The sequence below is a fragment of the Nocardia rhizosphaerae genome, from assembly GCF_042650365.1.
GTDB lineage: Bacteria > Actinomycetota > Actinomycetes > Mycobacteriales > Mycobacteriaceae > Nocardia > Nocardia rhizosphaerae.
Window position 1 is genome coordinate 1 of sequence record NZ_JBHSBA010000002.1, and the last position, 17,855, is coordinate 17,855.

A 17,855-nucleotide genomic window follows, 5' to 3' on the forward strand; every position below is an offset into this window, starting at 1 on the left:
CGGTTGAAGCCGAAGATCATGTGCTCGTCGTGCCAGGTGCCCTTCTCGTCCGGGCCGCGGTGCCGCTGGCAATGCAGGGCGTCGTAGACCTGATCGACCACCTCGGTCGTCGCCGCATCAGCTGTCAGGAATCCGAGCAGTCCGCACACGGTGTCGGCAACCTTCTCTCGTTCGATGGACGCGCGCGGGCGGGGCCGGACCTGCTCGACGCGTGGGTTTGACGGCATTCACGTCATGGAATGCGGTGAACTCTACCGAGTATGCCGCAGCAGGCCCCGACCGGCGGAGCGGTGGCGAGGTGAAAGCCCCTGCGGCGGTCGGCCCTCCGGCCGATTCGGTCCCTTCGCCGTGAGGAACCGCAGGTCGCGCAGTTCTGTCCGGTCACAGCGGAGTGTCGAATGCGACCCCGCGACAAGAGTTCGCCCGCTTTGGTCTACGCTGCGTAGTACTCAGGTCCTTCTCAGGTGCGCTGGCCGTTCGGCCGCGATACTCGAGGGCGGTCTGAAACGTGCTTGGAAGTGGTGTCGGAAGGGCGGATCGCGGCCCGGACGGCGCAATGTGTCGGAATGTGTAGCGACCAGGAAGGCGTGAGCGTGGCGCACAAGGCGAGCGAAGAGATCGGGGCACGACCCGTTCGGGGCCGGATCCTTCGGCGGGCCGGGCTGGCGGTGTCCTTGGGGATCACCGCCCTCCTGGTCTCGGGCTGCTCGATCGACAATGTTTGGCTGCGGTTCGGCTGGCCATCGGGTATCACCCCGCAGGCCACCCGGATGCGGGAGCTGTGGACCTGGTCCGTGCTGGCCGCGCTCGCGATGGGCGTACTGGTCTGGGGTCTCACCTTCTGGACCATCATCATGCACCGCAAGCGCAAGGACTCCCCGGAGTTCCCGCGCCAGACCGGGTACAACGTGTCGCTGGAGCTGACCTACACGGCGATCCCGTTCGTGATCATCGCGGTGCTGTTCTACTTCACCGTCGTCGTGCAGAACTACGTGCACGAGAAGACCGACAACCCTGATGTCACCGTCGACGTGACCGCCTTCCAGTGGAACTGGAAGTTCGGCTACCGCAACGTGAACAACGTCGCGGGTCTCACCTACGACGGGATCGACACCGAGCGTGAGGCGGCCAACCAGGAGCAGCTCGCCGAGTACGCCGAGCGCACGAACGAAGAGGGTCACCCGCAGCCGGGCCCGGTGCACGGCAAGCCGGCCAACGACATCCTCTCGTACCTGCACTACGACAAGATCGAGACCATCGGTTCCAGCACCGAGATCCCGGTCCTGGTCCTGCCCACCGGCAAGCGCATCGAGTTCCAGCTCGCGGCCGCCGACGTGATCCACGCCTTCTGGGTGCCGGAGTTCATGTTCAAGCGCGACGTGATGCCGAACCCGAAGGAGAACCAGTCCGACAACGTCTTCCAGATCTCCGAGATCGAGAAGGAAGGCGCCTTCGTCGGCCGCTGCGCCGAGATGTGCGGCACCTACCACTCGATGATGAACTTCGAGGTCAGGGCGGTGTCGCCGGAGAAGTTCGCCGACTACATCAAGGCCCGTGAGAGCGGTATGACCAACGGTCAGGCGCTCGAGTCGATCGGCGAGTCGCCGGTGGCCACCTCCACGTACCCCTTCAACACCAAGCGCGACAGCAAGAGCGCTTCGGTGAACGAGAGCAAGTGAGGATTCTGACATGAGGATCGAAGCACGGATCTTCGAACTGCTCACGGCGTTCTTCATCCTGGTGGGCATCGTCTACGGCTTCTTCACCGCGCAGTCGCGCACCGGCATCGAGTGGGCGGGTACCACCGCGATCGTGCTGACCGCGGGCCTGTCGCTGATCATCGGCACCTACTTCCGGTTCGTCGCGCGCCGCATCGACCTGCGGCCCGAGGACTACGAGGAGGCCGAGATCGTGGACGGCGCCGGTGATCTGGGCTTCTTCTCGCCCGGTAGCTTCTGGCCGATCAGCCTGGCCGCCGCGGGTTCGGTCACCGCGCTCGGCCTGGCGTTCTTCCAGTACTGGCTGATCGCCCTCGGCGTGGCGCTGGTGCTCGTCGCCGCGGCGGGCCTGGTGTTCGAGTACTACCTGGGCGCCGAGAAGCACTGAGATATCGACACGACGTCGCCGCGACCTCCTGAGGGGCGCGGCGACGTCGTCGTTTTCTCGGGGCGATCAGCGCGCGAAGACGGCTTCTTCCTCGGGCCCCGCGCCGACAAGGGGTGCTGACAGCTGCACGATGCGGCGGGGCAGTGCCACCGCGACGGCGGCGCCGATGAGCGCGGTCGCGGCGCCGATCAGGAAGGCGATGGTGAAGCCGCGGTCCAGGTAGAACACCGCGCCCTGGGTGAGCTCCGGCGGGATCGGCGCGATGTAGGAGTTGTTCAGCACCGTGAACGCGATGACCGGCAGGATCGCGGGGAACACGCTCTGGGAGACCCCGACCAGGCTCGCCGTGGTGGCCTGCAACTGCGGCGGCACGGCCTCGATCAGCAGGTTCGGGATGGCGGCGTAGGCCATGCCCATGCCGGTGCCGAAGATCCCGGCGAACACGATCAGCAGCGGCTTGCTGTCGTGCGCGACGGCGGTCAGCGTGAAACCGAGCGCCATCAGCAGCATGCCGACCGCCATCAGGACACGAGGTCGGACATCACGGCGCCCGACCAGCAGCCCGACGAGGACACCGCCGACCACCACCATCAGCCCGACCGGCGCCTGGAAGATCGCGAAACCCTCCGCGCTGACACCGAAGCCGTAGCCGAGGCCGAACACGGCGGGTGTCATGGCCAGCATCGGCAGCAGAATGGTGAACAGCCCGCTGGCGCCGTAGCAGAGACCGGCACCCAGGGTGGTGAGCAGGACCGAACGTCGTCCGAGTACCGCGAGGTCGATCAGCGGTTCCCGGATCATCCGTGCGGTCGCCAGCCAGGCGAGCAGCAGGACGACGCCGCCTGCCAGGTAGGCCAGGGTCGAGGAGTCACGCCAGCCCCAGGTCGGTCCGAAGCTGACCGCGATCAGGACACCGGCGATGCCGCCGCCGAGCAGCAGCGCGCCGAGCGGATCGATGCGCGAGCGCAACCGCACCGACGACTCGGCGGTGGTGAGCGAGATCAACACACCGAGCACGGCGAGCCCGATGACGAAGAACCAGAAGATGCTGCGGAATCCGTGATTGTCGATCAGCCAGCCGGTGAGGAACGGCGCGGGAATCGCGATCAGCCCCATCCCGCTGGTCGCGATGCTGACCGCCAGCGCCACCGTCTTGGCCGGGAACACGTCCCGGATCAGCGAGTAGCTCAGGAACAGGCAGGGAATGAGCAGGCCGGTCAGCGCGCGGCCCGCGATCAGGACCGCGTAGCTGCCGGCGAGCGCCGACAGCAGCGACCCGGCGGCGGCCACGGTCACACACCCGAGCAGGGCCTTGCGCTTGCCGAACATGTCGGCCAGCTTGCCGATCAACGGCGCGGTGACGGCACCGACCAGCAGGAACGACGTCAGCAGCCAAGCGCCCTGGGTGGTCTGGTAGTGCGCCGCGATCGACGGGAGCGCCGTGGAGATCATCATGTAGCTGACCGCGAGCATTTCCAGCAGCAGCACGATCGAGCCGAGTGACAGGATCAAGCGCGGCGTCCAGCGTTCGCCGGTCGGTGTGGAGTGGGTAGCGACCATCATCGGTCCTTTCACAGGTGGTTCCCGCATTCGATGAATGCGTAACCGGCATCACACGGTCTCGACCCCGATCTCAGCGCGAGAGTTCCCATCCACTGGGAGAGGGAAAATGTCGATGTGCCGATCGCGGCGGGAGAAACATCGTGTGAGCTGCGAAGAAGTCGTGTATCACAGATCCCGAACACGTGCACCATAAGTGAAACTACGGTTGGATGCGTGGGGTGGACCACCGGGCGGACCGGGAAACGACTCGGCGGCCGGGTCGCGATGCGACCGGCCGCCGAGTGGGTGGGCAGGGTTACACGCTGTAGCGCAGCGCCTGCTCCGAACGGCAGATGTCGTCGATGCCTGCCACGATCTCGCGCAGCTGTTCCGAGGGCAGGGCCGAGGGGCGTAGGCGGCAGGTGAAGGTGATCAGGCCGTAGTCGGCGGCGGCCAGACCGCGGGCGGCGGCCTCGGCGCGCAGATAGGGGGAACGCACGCCGTAGGTCATCGCCGAGATGACGGTGAAGCAGCCGGTGCGCTCCCGGTGCTCGGCGAACAGGTCGTGCAGGCCGTAGAAGACCGACCCGTAGTTGGCCAGCGGAGCGAAGACGCCGACACGGTAGGCGGGGCCGCGCTCGGACGAGCTGATGACGGTGTCGGCCAGGTACTCCGCGTCGCGGATGGTGAGCACCTTCGGCGCGAACATCAGCGCACCCGCCGCGGCATTGCGCACCGGCATGCCCGCCCGGCCGCCCGCGGCGGAGGCGATGGCGCCCAGCGACTTCCTGGTCCGGCTGCCGACCTCGCGCCGGGCACGCAGCCCGCGGGTGGGGGTGGCGGGGTAGAGGCTGGACCACTGGCCGAAGCGGACCGCGCCGAGGGTGACCTGGCCGGTGCCGACGGGACGCGCCACCTTCAGCGGCGCGGTATCGACCCAGCGACCCACCTGCAGTGCCGCGCTGCCCGGATTCGTGATCTCGGTGGTCGCGTGCTCGACGAAGGAGTCGAAGTCGAGGAACCGGTCGGCGTCGGTGGTGAGCCAGGTGTGGTCCTTGTCCACCTCGACCGCATCGAGGGTGAGGGCGGTGATGATGCCCGCGCGCCCGCCCGCGCCGAGAATGCGGTGGAACCGCTCGGTGTGGTGGGAGCGCCCGCAGGTGCCGATCCGGCCGTCGGGGTCGACGTACTCGAGGTCGGCGATCTGGTCGATGAACATGCCGTAGCGGTGCGAGGCGGTGCTCACCCCGCCGACCGAGGCGAACCCGCCCGCGGTGATGTCGCGATGATCGCCGACCACGGGGAGGCCGAGACCGTGTGCGGCGAGGCGGCGGTCGATCTCCGAGAGCTTCGCGCCCGCCTGCACGCGGACCATACGCCTGCCGAGGTTGATGTCGAGCACCGCGTTCATCTTGCGCAGCGAGAGCACGGCGCGTTGATCGGCCAACCCGAAGGACTCTTCGGTCTGCTCACCGCCACAAACCGTCAAGCGTTCCGAACGATCACGTGAATCGCGTACGGTGCGAACGACATCCGCGGTGTCACGGGGGAGATACTCTTCGGAGAAGACGGTCTGCGGCGTGCCCATGACCGCATAGCTAACCACAGGTCGGCGATTCTCGCGCACGGTACCTCGCACCTACTTTCGCGTAGGCGTGAGCTGCTGGGAGAACAGTACCGCGCCGGTCGCGTCGCACAGGTCAACCGTGAGCTCACCGGTGTTTCCGGCGATGCGCACCTCACCGAAATGCTGATACTGCGCGTCCAGCGGTGAGGTGTTCGGCGCAGGCGGCGCGTGCACGAACACCGCCTCGGGACCGAACGTCGGGTCGAGGTCGTTGGGGCCGAAGGCGCCCGCGTTGAGCGGGCCGGAGACGAACTCCCAGAACTCGTCGAACTCGGTGAACGCGGCGCGGGCGGGCGAGTAGTGGTGTGCCGCGGTGTAATGCACGTCGGCGGTCAGCCAGACGACGTCGGTGATCTTGTTCGCCTTGATCGCCGACAGCACCTTCGCGAGCTCGGTCTCACGGCCCGACGGCGCGCCCGGCTCGGCATTGGCCGGGCCCTCGAACGCGGTCTTGCCGTCGGGGACGATCACCCCGAGCGGCAGGTCGGCGGCGACGATCTTCCAGGTGGCGGTCGACTCACGCAGTCCGGCGATCAGCCAGTCGGTCTGCGCGGCGCCGAGCACGCTGCCCCGCGGCGCGGTGTTGGCGCCGTTGGCGTCCTTGTAGGTGCGCATGTCGAGGACGAACACGTCGAGCAGCGGGCCGTAGGGGATCTTGCGGTACAGGCGGCCGTCGACGGCTTCCTTCGGCTCCAGCGGCATCCACTCGTGGAAGGCCTGCCAGGCACGCGCGGCCAGGGTGTCCATATCGCGTTCGGTGTAACCCTTGTCCGCGGCGACGGTGCCGCCGGGGTACCAGTTGTTGGTGGTCTCGTGGTCGTCCCACTGGACCACCTGCGCGACGGCGGCGTTGAAGCGGCGGTAGTTGTCGTCGGTGAGGTTGTAGGCGTAGTTGCCGCGGAACTGGTCCAGGGTCTCGGCGGGCGCGTTCTTGGCCTCGGCGGTGACGTTGCGCCACACCCGGCCGTCGGGCAAGGTGACCGATTCCTTCAGCGCGTTGTCGGCGTAGACGCAGTCGCCGGAGTGCAGGAACAGGTGCGGGTCACGGGCGGCCATGGTGCTGAAGATCCGCATCCCGCCGATGTCGGGGTTGATGCCGTACCCCTGTCCGGCGACGTCGCCGGACCACTGCAGGGTGATGTCGGCGGGTGCGCTCGGCGCGGTGCGGAACACGCCGGTGACGGGTTCGGAGGCGGCGCCGTCCTCGCCTTCGAGGCGCACCCGGTAGTGCACCAGTTGCCCGGCGGGCAGGCCGTTCACCCTGACCCGGCCGGTGCCGTCGGTGGCGGGGGTGAGCAGCGGGCCGGTGAATCGCCGGACGTCGCTGAACTTCTCGGTCGCCGCGGTCTCGACGATCAGGGTCGCAGGCTGGTCGGCGCGGGCCCAGATCAGCGCGCCGTCGGTGCGCGGATCGCCGACGGCGACGCCGTGGGTGAGGGTGGGCCGCGCCCGCACCAGGCCGGGGCCGTCGCCACAGGCCGCGAGGGCGGGAGTGGTCACCAGACCGAGTGCGGTGGCGCGCAACAGGGTGCGCCGGGACATCGCGAAATCCGAACCAGCCATGCCTTCCACGGTGCGACACCGGTCGGAACGGGGGAACGCGGCAGCGGCAACAGTGCGTGAACGCTGTCGAACGGAACGCGGGCGGCATTGCCGGACCGAGTAACTTCATGGCCGATCCCGGACTGTACCCGCAGGTGGGGCGGGCCTACCGTATTCGGTATGACAGCACCGACGGCCGCCGCGCCGAGCCCGATGCAGAAGGTCTTGCGCACCGTCGTCCGGCACGGGCTGCGGCCGTTGCTGCGGCCCGAGGTGCCACTCGGCGTGCGGCGCAGGGCGACCGCGATGCTCGGCGTGGTGCGCCGGCTGCCGCCCGGCACCCAGGTGAGCCGGACCGTGCTCGGCGGGCGACCCGCCGAGCGGGTGGGTACCACCACCGACACCGGCGCCGGTGTCGTGCTGTATCTGCACGGCGGCGGATACACCGTGGGCGGTGCGGCCACCCATCGCGCACTGGCCGCCTATCTGGCCGAGACGACCGGGCGGACGGTGTATCTGCTCGACTACCGGCTGGCTCCGGAGCATCCGTACCCCGCCGCGCTCGACGATACGGTCGCGGCCTATCAGGACCTGCTGGCCGCTGGCCACACCGACATCGTCGTCGTCGGCGACTCGGCGGGTGGCGGCCTCGCGGTGTCGGCGGCGGTGCGCCTGCGCGACGCGGGCGCACCGAAACCCCGTGCGCTGCTGCTCGTCTCGCCATGGGCCGATCTCACCCTGACCGATCCGTGGCTGACCGGGCGGATCGACGACATGCTGCCCCTGGACTGGTTGCGCCAGTGCGCCGCCGCCTACGCGGCCGACCCCGACGACCCCCTGGTGTCGCCGGTGTTCGCCGACCTGCGCGAGCTGCCGCCGGTGACCATCCACGTCGGCGCCGAGGAGATCCTGCGCGCCGACGCCGAACGGCTGGCCGAGGCGCTGCGCGGCGCCGGGGTTCCGGTGGACCTGACCGTGTTCGACGGGATGTGGCATGTCTGGCACCTGCACGCCGGGCTGTTTCCCGCGGCCACCCGTGCGGTGGCGCAACTGGGCGCGGGGGTGGCGCGCTGACTCAGCAGGCCACCCGTCCGGCGCGATAAGCTCTGGGCCCCATGCCTTTCCAGCGGCGAAAGGCCTGCGAGAAACTCGACACCTCCACGTAGCCGAGGCGGCGGGCGATCTCGGTGACCGGCAGGCCGTTGCGCACCAGCAGTTCCTCGGCCAGCCGTTCGCGGACCTCGTCGAGCAGGGCGCGGTAGGAGGTGCCCTCCTTGGCCAGACGATGCCGCAGCGTGCGCTCGCTGATGTACAGCATCCCGGCCAGTCGCGGCGCGTCCGGCGGCTGCGGGAGGCACTCGACGAGGATGTCACGCACCCGGCCCGCGGTGCCGCCGCGTGCGGTGCGCCGGTCGAGCAGCTCGCGGCAGTGCGCGAGCGCGACGGCCGCGGTGTGTTCGTTGGCCTGCGGCAGCGGGGCATCCAGATGGGTGCGGTCGAACCCGACCGAGCACTCGTCGGCGTCGAATTCCGGTGCCAGCCCGAAGATCTCGGTGTAGAGGGGGAGTACTTCGGGCGGCGGTGCGGCGAAGCCGAAGCGGACCGACCCGATCGGGATCGGCACCGCGAGCAGGTCCCGGTTCAGCGTCGCGATGGCCGCCATATCCCGCTCCAGCACGAAGCGCCGCAACGGTTCCCCGATATCGGGGGCCGAGAGCGCCAGGCGCAGATCGTCGCCGGTGCGGCGCACGGCGACCTCGCTGAAGGCGAAGGTGAGATCGGCGAACTGCAGACCCGCCTGGATGGCGGCACCCACCGTCGGGCTGCTGATCAGCGCGAAACCCCACATGCCGAAGGACGTGAGCCGGAACAGGCTGCCCGCCCGCACCCCGAGTCCGGGCGGATCATCCAGTGCGCGAAGCAGATTGGTGATCACCGCGAGTTCGGTGGCGGCGGAGATCTCGGCGCCCGGATCGGCCAGCCGCTCCGCGCTGAGCCCGGTGCCACGCAGGCACTCCGCGACGGGGACACCGTGCTCGGCGCCGAGGCGGGTGGTCAGCAGGGCGCCCACCGGCGCGCGCGGTATGTCCCAGTGCGTCACGTCACAAGCCCGCGGCGGCGGCGGTCTCGGGATACCAGCGGGTGCATTCCGCGCGCAGCGGTACCTCGGTGCGCAGCTGGCACAGAATCGCGATGCCGCCGAGGAACGAGCGCAGGATGGGGGTGTGGTCGGGTGGCATCGTCAACTGGCGCAGCACATTCGACAGGCGCAGGTCGGTGGCGAGGCGAACCTGTTCGCGCAGCCAGTCCGCCGACAGCGGATAGGTGGGGGCGAGCAGTGCCTCGCGCACGGGTCGCAGCCTGCTCGCGACCGTGGCGATGTCGAGGGCGCCGCCCGGCGCGACGAAGCCGTGCCTGCGGATCGCGGCCTCCAGATCGGCGGGGGAGTCGGCGACCACGGCGGCGCCCACGTCACCGGCGACATCGAGGAAGGCCACCGGCCACGGGGTGCAGGCGCCGAAATCGACGACGCCGAGCCGTCCGTCGGGCATGCGCAGGAAGTTACCGGGGTGTGGGTCGCCGTAGACGTGCGCGGCCCTGGCCGGCGCGGAGAACAGGAAACGCAGGATCAGCACGCCGAGGCGGTCCAGTTCGGCGGCCTCGCCGCAGCCGATCAGCCGGGTCAGCGGGACACCTTCCAGCCATTCGGTGACCAGCACGTCACCGCGCTGGGCGATCACCCGGCTGAGCACCACCTCCTGGTCGTCCGCGAACGCGGCGGCGAACGCGCGCTGGTTCTCGGCCTCCCTGGCGTAGTCGAGTTCGGCGTTGATCTCCTGGCACAGTGCCTCGATCACCGGCCTGGTGTCGGCGCCGGGCAGCAGCGCGGTGAACAGCGGGGTGGCGCGGCGCAGCACCTGCAGATCGGCGAGCACCGCCCGCCGCGCACCCGGATACATCACCTTCACCGCCACCGGCGTGCCGTCGTGCCAGCGGGCCCGATGGACCTGCCCGACCGAGGCCGCCGCGGCCGCGCGATCGTCGAACTCGAGGAACAGCGACCGCCAATCGGCGCCGAGATGGGTGGCGAGCTCGGCGTGGATCGCGCCGGGCAGCATGGCGGGCGCCGAATCGTGCAGGCGGGCGAGGGCTTGCCGATACGGTTCGGCCAGCTCGGGAGCGAGCCCGAGTTCGAGCAGGCCGAGCAGCTGACCGAGCTTCGCCACACAGCCCTTGAGCTCACCGAGCACCTGGAACAGATGCTCGGCGGTCCTGGTGCGGATCTCACGCTGCACATCGGCGGCATCGCGGCCCGCCGCCCGCTTGCCGAGCCCGGCGATCCGGCGTCCGGCGTAGGCGACGGGGACGGCGGCGAGCCGGGCACTGCGGGCCACCTGGCCGGTGGGTGGGGTGCCGGGACGGGGATCGCGGCCTGCCTTCGCGCGGCGAGCGAACGGGGTCACCCGCCGTTCCCGATCTCCGTCGACCATGTCCACCTCGCTGCCCCCGCCGGTCCTGCGTCGCTCGAGGCTATCAAGCCGGTGCGCGGCCTCGTGCGCGGTCGCGCAACTGCGGCGGCGGGCCGCGGGTGGCAACCGGCGCGCAATCGCGCGCACCGGACCGGGGCAAGTGCCGGACCCGCCGCGGCCGACGGCGTTACGATGCGAATATGGCGCATCCCGCCCCGCCTGCCTCCGGGGTGACCGTCCAGCCAGACCGGTCGCCGGCGACATCGCGTGGCAACCAGGTCGCCGACGCCGTCGAACGCTTCGCCGCGGCGTGGCAGAACTCCGACTCCCCGCCCGACCTGCGCCACTATCTGCCCGCCGCGCCCGCCATCCGCCGGGTGTCGCTGATCGAACTGATCAAGATCGACCTGGCCAATCGGTGGCAACGCGGCACCGCGCCGAAACGGCTGGCCGAATATGTCGAGGAACTACCGGAGCTGCGCACCTGGCCGCTGCCACCCGACCTCATCTACGAGGAATACCATCTGCGCCGCCGCGCGGGCGGCTCCGTCGACGTCGGCGAATACACCGCGGCCTATCCCGAACAAGCCGAACAACTCTCGCAGCTGCTGACCACCGAGGACTATCACAGCACCCTGCTCGGCGCGCCCGCCGCACCGGCGAAGCTCGACGACCTCGACGCCGGTCAGCGCATCGACGACTTCGACCTGATGACCGCGCTCGGGCGCGGCGCGTTCGCCAGGGTCTTCCTCGCCAGGCAGCGGTCCATGCAGCGGCTGGTCGCGGTGAAGATCTCTCATGACAAGGGCGCCGAACCGCAGACCCTGGCCCAGCTCGACCACGACTACATCGTGCGCGTGTTCGACCAGCGGGTCCTCGACGGGCCCGCGCTGCGGCTGCTCTACATGCAGTACGTGCCCGGCGGGACACTGCTCACCGTGCTGGAACGGGTGCGCGCCACCCCGCCGGAGCAGCGCGACGGGCACCTGCTGCTCGATGTCGTCGACTCGGTGCTCGCGGACAAGGGGGAGATCCAGCCCGCCGAATCACCGGTGCGCGCCGAGCTGGCCGGACTGTCCTGGCCGGAGACCGTGGCCTGGTTGGGGCGCAGGCTGGCCCAGGCGCTGGACTACGCGGGCGGGATCGGCGTGCTGCACCGCGACGTCAAACCGGCGAACGTGCTGCTCACCGCCGAGGGCGTGCCCAAGCTCGCCGATTTCAACATCAGTTTCAGCGGCAGCGTCTCCGGTGACAGCCCGGTCGCCTACTTCGGCGGCTCGCTGGCCTACATGTCGCCGGAACAGCTGTCGGTGGTGCATCCCGACCGCCCGGTCGCCGCCGCCGACCTCGACACCCGCAGCGACCTGTTCTCCCTCGCCGTGGTGCTGTGGGAGCTGCTCACCGGGCGCAAACCCTTCGCCGACGACCTCGCCATGGGCGGCGACCGCACCGCCATCGACGCCCTGCTCGACCGGCGCGCGCACAGCCCCGCCGACCTGCCCTACGCCGACCTGCCGCCTGACACCCCGGCCGCGCTGCGTCGCGCGCTCGTGCGCGCCCTCGAACCGGACCCGGCCAAGCGCTGGGAACGCGGCGCCGACATGGCTCAGCAGTTGCAGGTGTGCCTGGACACGCGGGCCCGCGATCTGGTCGACCCGCCGCCCGGCAGCGCGCGGCTACGCGCTCGCAGCTGGATCCACCCCATCATGGCGCTGGCGATCGCGGTGCCGAACGTGCTGGCCATCCTCTACAGCTACAACCACAACCGGACGCTGATCTTCGGCAAACTAGACGTCGACGCGCAGCGCACCTACGACCGGGTGGCGCTGGCCTGCTACGGCGCCGGGTTCGTGATCGGCGCGATCGTGACCGTCGCGCTGGTCATGCACCTGTGGTTCATCATGCACGGGCTGCGCACCGGCCGGGTCTACGATGCGCGGGCGCTGGCCAGGGCACGGTCGGACACCTTGCAGCTGGCCGGTCGCACTGTGCTGACCTGCTTCGTGCTGTGGGTGATCGCCGGAATCGCGGTACCGGTGTCGGTACAGCTGTCCGGGAGCAACCTCAGCGCCGAGGCTTCGGCGCATTTCTTCCTCACCCAGATCGTGTGCGGCGCCATCGCGATGGCCTACCCGTACTTCCTGGTCAGCTTCTACGCGGTGCGGTGCCTGTACCCGGCGTTCCTGCCGCTGGGCGGGCTCGGTCCCGAGGACAGCGCCCAGCTACGCGCACTCGACCGGCGCAGCACCTACTTCCTGACCATCGCCGCCGCGGTACCACTGCTGGGCGCCGCCGGAGTCACCTTCATCCCGTCCGCCGACATCGCGTCGGTGATCGTGCCGCTGCGGGTGCTGTGCTTCGGCGGCGCGCTGGCCTTCGTCGGCGTGTACTGGCTGTTCCGGATGCTGGAACGGGACCTGGCCGCGCTGGAACGCATCGTCACGCGCTGACGCCGGAAACGCCACCGCCACACGGCACCGGAGTGCGGCGTGTGGCGGCGGGGACGGCGCAGGTCAGCTGGCGGCGGTGTCGGGGATGCGGTTGGCCTCGAGCTGGTTGTCGGTGGGCTTGGTGCCCTTCTTGAAGCTGTGCGCGTACACGTCGACGTATTCCTGGCCGGTCAGGCGCATCAGCTCGTACATCACTTCGTCGGTGACGGCGCGCTCGACGAAACGATTGCCGCTCATGCCCTCGTAGCGCGAGAAGTCCAGCGGCGCGCCGAACTTCAGGGTGACCCGCTGACGACGCCACTTGAACGGTCCGGGCGGGCTCACCTTGTCGGTGCCGATGACCGCCACCGGGATGACCGGCACACCGGTCTCGAGGGCGAGGCGGGCCATGCCGGTCTTGCCCTTGTACAGGCGGCCGTCGGGGGAGCGGGTGCCCTCCGGGTACAGGCCGACGAGGCGTCCCTCGTCGAGCAGCTTGCGGGCGGCGTTGAGCGCGTCCTCGGCGGCCGTGGCGCCGCTGCGGTCGATCGGGTACTGGCCGGTGCCGCTGAAGAAGAACTTCTGCAGGCGGCCCTTGATACCGGGGGTGGTGAAGTATTCGGCCTTGGCGAGGTAGTTGATCCGTCGCGGCGACAGCAGCGGCGCGAACAGCCAGTCGGCGAAGGAGAGATGATTGCCCGCCATGATCGCCGGGCCGTCGGTGGGGACGTTCTCGACGCCCTCGACCACCGGCCGGTTGTATAGGTGCATGAACGGTCCCGGAAAGACGAACTTGAGCAGCCAGTAGAACATGGCGTCCTTTCCTCGGTACCGGGATCGTGTGGGGTGCAGCCTCGTCGGAAATCGACTTTACCGCTGGTCGCAGGTCACAACCAACCCGAGCGGGGGGTCAGGTCACACGGGTGTGAGGATCATCTCCCGACCGGGGCGCCGACCGCGGCCCTGGCCAGTTCCGCGGCGCCGATCATGCCCGCGGCCTCACCCAGCTGAGTGGTGCGCAGGCGCGCCAGCGGGCGATGGCCCGCACCGGTGACCGCGCGCGCGTAGTGCTCGCGGGCCTCGTCGAGGAACAGCGGCGCCGAACTGCTCACCCCACCGGCGATCACGACCAGATCGGGGTCGAACAGGTCGCTCACGAAGGCGAGTCCGAGCCCGAGCCAGCGGGCGAAGTCGGCCATCGCCGCCACCGCGAGCTGGTCGCCGTCCTGCGCGGCCCCGGCGACCCGGCGGCCGGTGAGCGAGCCGGGATCGCGGCGCACCTCCCGCGCGAGGACCGAAGGCACCCGGTCGGTGGCCAGCAGTTCGATGGCGGTCTCGGCCAGCGCCGTTCCGCTGCAATAGCGCTCCCAACAGCCCCGCTTGCCGCACGGACAGGCCCGGCCCTCCGGCACCACCTGCAGGTGCCCGAGCTCCGGGGCGATGCCGTGACTGCCGCGATAGAGCTGCCCGTCGATGAGCAGGGCGGCGCCGATACCGGTGCCGATGGCGATGAGCACCACGGTGTGCCCGCCCGCCGCCGCACCGAACCGGTACTCGGCCCAGCCCGCCGCGTTCGCGTCGTGTTCGAGAATCACCGGCAGTTCCAGCCGGGTGGTGAGCCGCTGCGCGACCGGGGCGTCCTGCCAGGGCAGGTGCGGGGCGAACCGCACGGTGGAACGGTCGGCGGAGATGAACCCGGCGACCGCGAGCCCGACCGCGGCGATCGGATGTCGGCGTGCCAGCTCGCGCACCGCGTGGTCGATGGCGTCCTCGAGCGCCCGCTCCGCGTGCGGGGTCGGCGCCTGCACGGTGTCGAGCACCTCGCCTCCGGCATCGACGACCGAGGCCCGGATGTTGGTGCCGCCGACGTCGATGCCGACGGTGAGCAGGTGTTGCGGGTCGATCCGTTCGGTCATCCCCGGATCGTGACCGGAATGTCGACGTAACGCGAGCGCGGCGCGCGAGTGGAGCGCGATCCGTCGGTGTTCGCCTCGGCGTCGGTGGGTGGCGGGGGGACCAGGCCGATATCGGGCCTCGTGTCGGTGCCGGGCGTGTGGGTCGAGGTGAACTCGTCGACCCGCCGCGGGCGCGGTGCGTTCTCGCGGCGGACGGAGCCCCAGCGTGCGCCGCGACGGCCGGTCGCGCGACCGGTGTCCGCCGGATCGGCGGTGCCGGTGGACGCCGGGTCCGCGCTGCCGGACCGCCCGGACTTCGCGTCCGCGCCAGCGTGCACCCGCCCCTCGGCAGGCCCGTCCGCGTTCGCGGAGCCGTGCGCGTCTGTCGGCCCATGCGTGCTCGATGAGCCGGGTGCGCCGGGCGTCCCCGCAGCGCTCGTCGAGGCTGATGTGTCGACCGAGCTGGGTGCTCCGGCCGCGCTGCGCGCGCCAGTCGGATAATGCGGGTTCGCTGGGTCGTCCACGCCGGCCGGGTTGTGCGCACCTGCCTGGCGCCGCGTGCCGGCCGTGCCGTGTGTGCCGGCCGGGTGGTGTGTGGTCGTGGGCTCATGCGCGCCGGCCGGGCCATGGGCGCTGGTCGTGGCGCGGGTGCCAGGCGCGTGGTGCTCGGTGGCGGGGTCGTGCGCGTCGGTCGCGCCAGGTGCGCGGGCCGCATCGTCGGCGGGGTCGCCGCCGAACCACGAATGATGGTGTGCTGCCGCGTATTCGGCCCATTCCGGCGGCAGGACCGGTTCGACCGGGACACCGGCCAGCGCCTCGCGCAGGACGGTCACCATCGAGGTGCCGTGCTCGGCGAGGGCGGCGACCACATCGTGGTGCTCGCCGCGGATCAGGGCGGCCGCGGCGCAGACCGGGCACCAGCTGCAGCCGCCGAGATCGGACCGCCCGTCGGCGGCGGTGCGGCGTAGCACCGGCTCCACCCTGGCCAGCAGGACCTCGGCGAGCAGCCGGAGCTCCTCGGTGAACTCGGCGAAGCCGTCGGGATGGTGGCCGCGGTCGTCGGACGTGGCGTCAGTGCTCATCTGCGGTCGCCTTCGGGTAGTTCGGATCGGCGGGCCACACCCGCGGATCGGGCCGGAAGCGGATCACCAGGTGACCGTCGTCGAGTTCGGCGCCCGCCACGGTGCAGCGTTGCAGCACCGCGGCGAGCCGTACGCGTGTGCGCACCCCGTCGGCTCCCACGATCAGATCGTCCTCCACTCGGCCCAGCCGCAAGGTGCCGGGATCGACCACCGGCAGCCGCATCCGCATGGTGTACACGGAGTCGACACCGGAGCCGGACTCCCATCGAACCATCGGTTCGCCCGAATCCGCTTCCCGAGCGGGCGGGCCGGGCGGCGTGTCGACTCCGTGCGAGAACGCGACCAACGCGTTCACCCCCACCGGTTCGGTCCCGGCGTGCTCGGCGAGCAGGATCGGCACATCGCTGACCTGCTCGTGCAGCCGCGCCACCACCTCGAGCTGTTCGGCCCGGCGATTGAGATACCAGTGCACGGCGGGGTGCGCGAACTCACCAGGGGGCGGCACCGGGGGCAGCACCTTGTTCACCACCACCGCGTCCAGCCGCAAGCCGAGCAGCGCGGCCGCCGAGTGGACCCGCCGCGCCTCGGCGATCGCGACCTGTTCGGGGCCGGTGACCAGCCGGGCTCCGGTGCGGGTGCGGTCGGTGAGCAGATCACGCACCTTGCGCACCGCGCCGGCGATCCGTTCCACCGTGGCGGCGAGCACGGCTTTGCGCAGGTCGGGCCCGATCGCGCTCATCGCGCGCGCGTGCCGTGGCCACAGCCGATCGAGATAGGTGAGCAGGGTGTCGGGGGCGGTGACGATGCGCAACATGTCGGCCGAGGGCGGGCAGTCGACGACGACGACGTCCCAGTCGTCCTCCTCGACATACTGGGCGATCTCCACCAGCATCAGCAGTTCCTGTACGCCGGGCAGACCGGTGAGCTCGGCCGGATCCAGCGCCGCCAGGTCGATGCCGTGCTCGTGCCCGCCGCCTTTGGCCAGCAGGCCGACCACATCGCGGAACCGGTCCTCCAGCAACGCGAGCGAATCGATCTCGATCACCTCCACGCCGGGCGCCACCCTGGCCACCCCCGCCACCGTGCCGGGATCGTGCGGGAACCGGAAACCGAACGCGTCGCCGAGCGAATGCGCCTGGTCCAGGGAGGCGATCAGCACCCGCTGCCCGGCGCGGGCGTGCGCGAGGCCCGTCGCGCAGGCCAGGGTCGTCTTCCCGACCCCACCCTTGCCGACGAACAGTTCGACGCGGGTACCGCCCGGGCCGCTCAGCCCTCGACCCGCTTCTTCAGTTCCTTCAGGGCCGTATCGGTGATCACCTTCTCGGCCTTGCGCTTGAACATGCCGATCATCGGGATGTTCAAGTCCACGGTCAGCTCGTAGATCACCTCGGTGCCGCCGTCGGGCCGGTCCCGCAGCTCGTAGCTGCCGTCCTGGGCCTTCTGCAGTTCGCCGCTGACCAGCCGCCAGCTCACCGCGTGTCCGTCGGCGCGCCAGGTGTAGGCCAGCACGTAGGTGTCCTTGACGACACCGGCGTCGAGGACGAAGCGAGCCGTCGCCGCCCGGCCCGCCGCGTCGGTCTCCAGCACCTGCACCGACTGCGCGGCGGCGACCCATTCCGGGTAGGACGCCAGATCCGCGATGACGGCCATCACCTGCTTCGACGGCGCCTCGATGATGATCGATCTCTGGGTCCGGTCGGCCATGGCGGAGGAACGGTTCCTTTCGTGCGGTCGAGCAGGGTGCCGGTGACGCCGCTCATGGCGTCGCGACGGTCGCGGGCGCGACACCCGCGGGGCGGCCGGCCTCGAGCCCGGCCTTCAGTTCGAACGACATGTCCTTGCCCGCGACGCGGCGGGCCCGGTTGACCGCGGCCAGCGCGCGCGGTGACAGCGGCTTGGCCGCGGTGGGCTCGGCGTGCAGGAAGTAGTGCAGGATCGCGCCGTCGGGGCAGGCTTCCAGCCACACCTCCATGGTGCCCTCCAACGGGCCGGTCACCGTCCAGCGGATGCCCTTGTCGCCGCGGTCCTCGCGCACATCGAGGCGCAGGTCGGGCCACCAGCGGCGCCAGTTCGCGGTGGCGCCGACGAGCTCGGCGATCGCGGCGGGCGGCGCGGCGAGGAAGGTCTGATCTGCGACCTGGATACTGCTCACCTCGCTGAGC

The 17,855-nt window shown here is 70.4% G+C and carries 16 protein-coding genes; 4 read left to right on the plus strand and 12 right to left on the minus strand.

Annotation, left to right across the window (positions count from 1 at the left end; genetic code table 11):
* The coding region (locus tag ACFOW8_RS00960; RefSeq protein WP_378543909.1) for a hypothetical protein at positions 1–227 on the minus strand (227 nt) is incomplete at its 3' end.
* A gap of 339 nt (positions 228–566) precedes the next feature.
* On the opposite strand from ACFOW8_RS00960, the gene ctaC reads away from it, so the two are divergent.
* Entirely contained in the window at positions 567–1,679 is a 1,113-nt protein-coding gene (gene ctaC, locus ACFOW8_RS00965; protein WP_378543912.1) for an aa3-type cytochrome oxidase subunit II, read from the plus strand.
* 10 nt (positions 1,680–1,689) lie between these two features.
* On the plus strand, positions 1,690–2,106 hold the full coding sequence (locus ACFOW8_RS00970; RefSeq protein WP_378543915.1) for a cytochrome c oxidase subunit 4: 417 nt from the start codon (positions 1,690–1,692) through the stop codon (positions 2,104–2,106).
* Between the two features lie 66 nt (positions 2,107–2,172).
* Here the strand turns inward: ACFOW8_RS00970 and ACFOW8_RS00975 are convergent, their stop codons facing one another.
* The 3 genes from ACFOW8_RS00975 to ACFOW8_RS00985 all read right to left on the minus strand — a co-directional run bounded on the left by ACFOW8_RS00975 (position 2,173) and on the right by ACFOW8_RS00985 (position 6,838).
* The gene (locus tag ACFOW8_RS00975) at positions 2,173–3,666 is read right to left on the minus strand and encodes an MFS transporter (protein ID WP_378543918.1); all 1,494 of its coding nucleotides are present in this window, start codon (positions 3,664–3,666) and stop codon (positions 2,173–2,175) included.
* Positions 3,667–3,964: 298 nt separating this feature from the next.
* Positions 3,965–5,236 carry an FAD-binding oxidoreductase gene (locus ACFOW8_RS00980; protein WP_378543921.1) on the minus strand — a complete coding sequence of 424 codons (1,272 nt, stop codon included), beginning with the start codon at positions 5,234–5,236 and terminating at the stop codon, positions 3,965–3,967.
* 51 nt (positions 5,237–5,287) lie between these two features.
* On the minus strand, positions 5,288–6,838 hold the full coding sequence (locus tag ACFOW8_RS00985) for an alkaline phosphatase D family protein (protein WP_378543924.1): 1,551 nt from the start codon (positions 6,836–6,838) through the stop codon (positions 5,288–5,290).
* Positions 6,839–6,997: 159 nt separating this feature from the next.
* Between ACFOW8_RS00985 and ACFOW8_RS00990 the strand changes: the two genes are divergently transcribed.
* Positions 6,998–7,891, plus strand: a complete 894-nt coding sequence (locus ACFOW8_RS00990; RefSeq protein ID WP_378543927.1) for an alpha/beta hydrolase — start codon at positions 6,998–7,000, stop codon at positions 7,889–7,891.
* A 1-nt stretch (position 7,892) separates the two neighbouring features.
* Here the strand turns inward: ACFOW8_RS00990 and ACFOW8_RS00995 are convergent, their stop codons facing one another.
* Both ACFOW8_RS00995 and ACFOW8_RS01000 read right to left on the minus strand, forming a co-directional pair.
* On the minus strand, positions 7,893–8,918 hold the full coding sequence (locus ACFOW8_RS00995) for an AraC family transcriptional regulator (protein ID WP_378543930.1): 1,026 nt from the start codon (positions 8,916–8,918) through the stop codon (positions 7,893–7,895).
* A gap of 1 nt (position 8,919) precedes the next feature.
* On the minus strand, positions 8,920–10,308 hold the full coding sequence (locus ACFOW8_RS01000) for an ABC1 kinase family protein (protein WP_378543933.1): 1,389 nt from the start codon (positions 10,306–10,308) through the stop codon (positions 8,920–8,922).
* A gap of 179 nt (positions 10,309–10,487) precedes the next feature.
* Here ACFOW8_RS01000 and ACFOW8_RS01005 point away from each other — a divergent pair, with 179 nt between their 5' ends.
* Positions 10,488–12,737, plus strand: coding sequence for a serine/threonine-protein kinase (locus ACFOW8_RS01005; RefSeq protein WP_378543936.1), 2,250 nt, complete (start codon positions 10,488–10,490; stop codon positions 12,735–12,737).
* Positions 12,738–12,800: 63 nt separating this feature from the next.
* Here ACFOW8_RS01005 and ACFOW8_RS01010 read toward each other — a convergent pair whose 3' ends face one another.
* From ACFOW8_RS01010 to ACFOW8_RS01035, 6 genes are all read right to left on the minus strand, one after another.
* Positions 12,801–13,529 (minus strand): lysophospholipid acyltransferase family protein, encoded by a 729-nt coding sequence (locus tag ACFOW8_RS01010; protein ID WP_378543940.1) that lies wholly within the window; start codon positions 13,527–13,529, stop codon positions 12,801–12,803.
* A gap of 119 nt (positions 13,530–13,648) precedes the next feature.
* Positions 13,649–14,632, minus strand: a complete 984-nt coding sequence (locus ACFOW8_RS01015; RefSeq protein ID WP_378543942.1) for an ROK family protein — start codon at positions 14,630–14,632, stop codon at positions 13,649–13,651.
* Positions 14,629–15,693: a hypothetical protein gene (locus ACFOW8_RS01020; RefSeq protein ID WP_378543945.1), complete on the minus strand. Its 1,065-nt coding sequence runs from the start codon at positions 15,691–15,693 to the stop codon at positions 14,629–14,631. Before ACFOW8_RS01020 ends, ACFOW8_RS01015 begins: the two co-directional genes overlap by 4 nt.
* Positions 15,683–16,963: an ArsA family ATPase gene (locus ACFOW8_RS01025; RefSeq protein ID WP_378544226.1), complete on the minus strand. Its 1,281-nt coding sequence runs from the start codon at positions 16,961–16,963 to the stop codon at positions 15,683–15,685. The genes ACFOW8_RS01020 and ACFOW8_RS01025 overlap by 11 nt, the downstream gene beginning before the upstream one ends.
* Complete coding sequence (locus ACFOW8_RS01030) at positions 16,960–17,397, minus strand: SRPBCC family protein (protein WP_378543948.1); 438 nt, start codon at positions 17,395–17,397, stop codon at positions 16,960–16,962. The genes ACFOW8_RS01025 and ACFOW8_RS01030 overlap by 4 nt, the downstream gene beginning before the upstream one ends.
* A gap of 52 nt (positions 17,398–17,449) precedes the next feature.
* Complete coding sequence (locus ACFOW8_RS01035) at positions 17,450–17,845, minus strand: polyketide cyclase / dehydrase and lipid transport (protein ID WP_378543951.1); 396 nt, start codon at positions 17,843–17,845, stop codon at positions 17,450–17,452.
* Between the last annotated feature and the right edge of the window lie 10 nt (positions 17,846–17,855).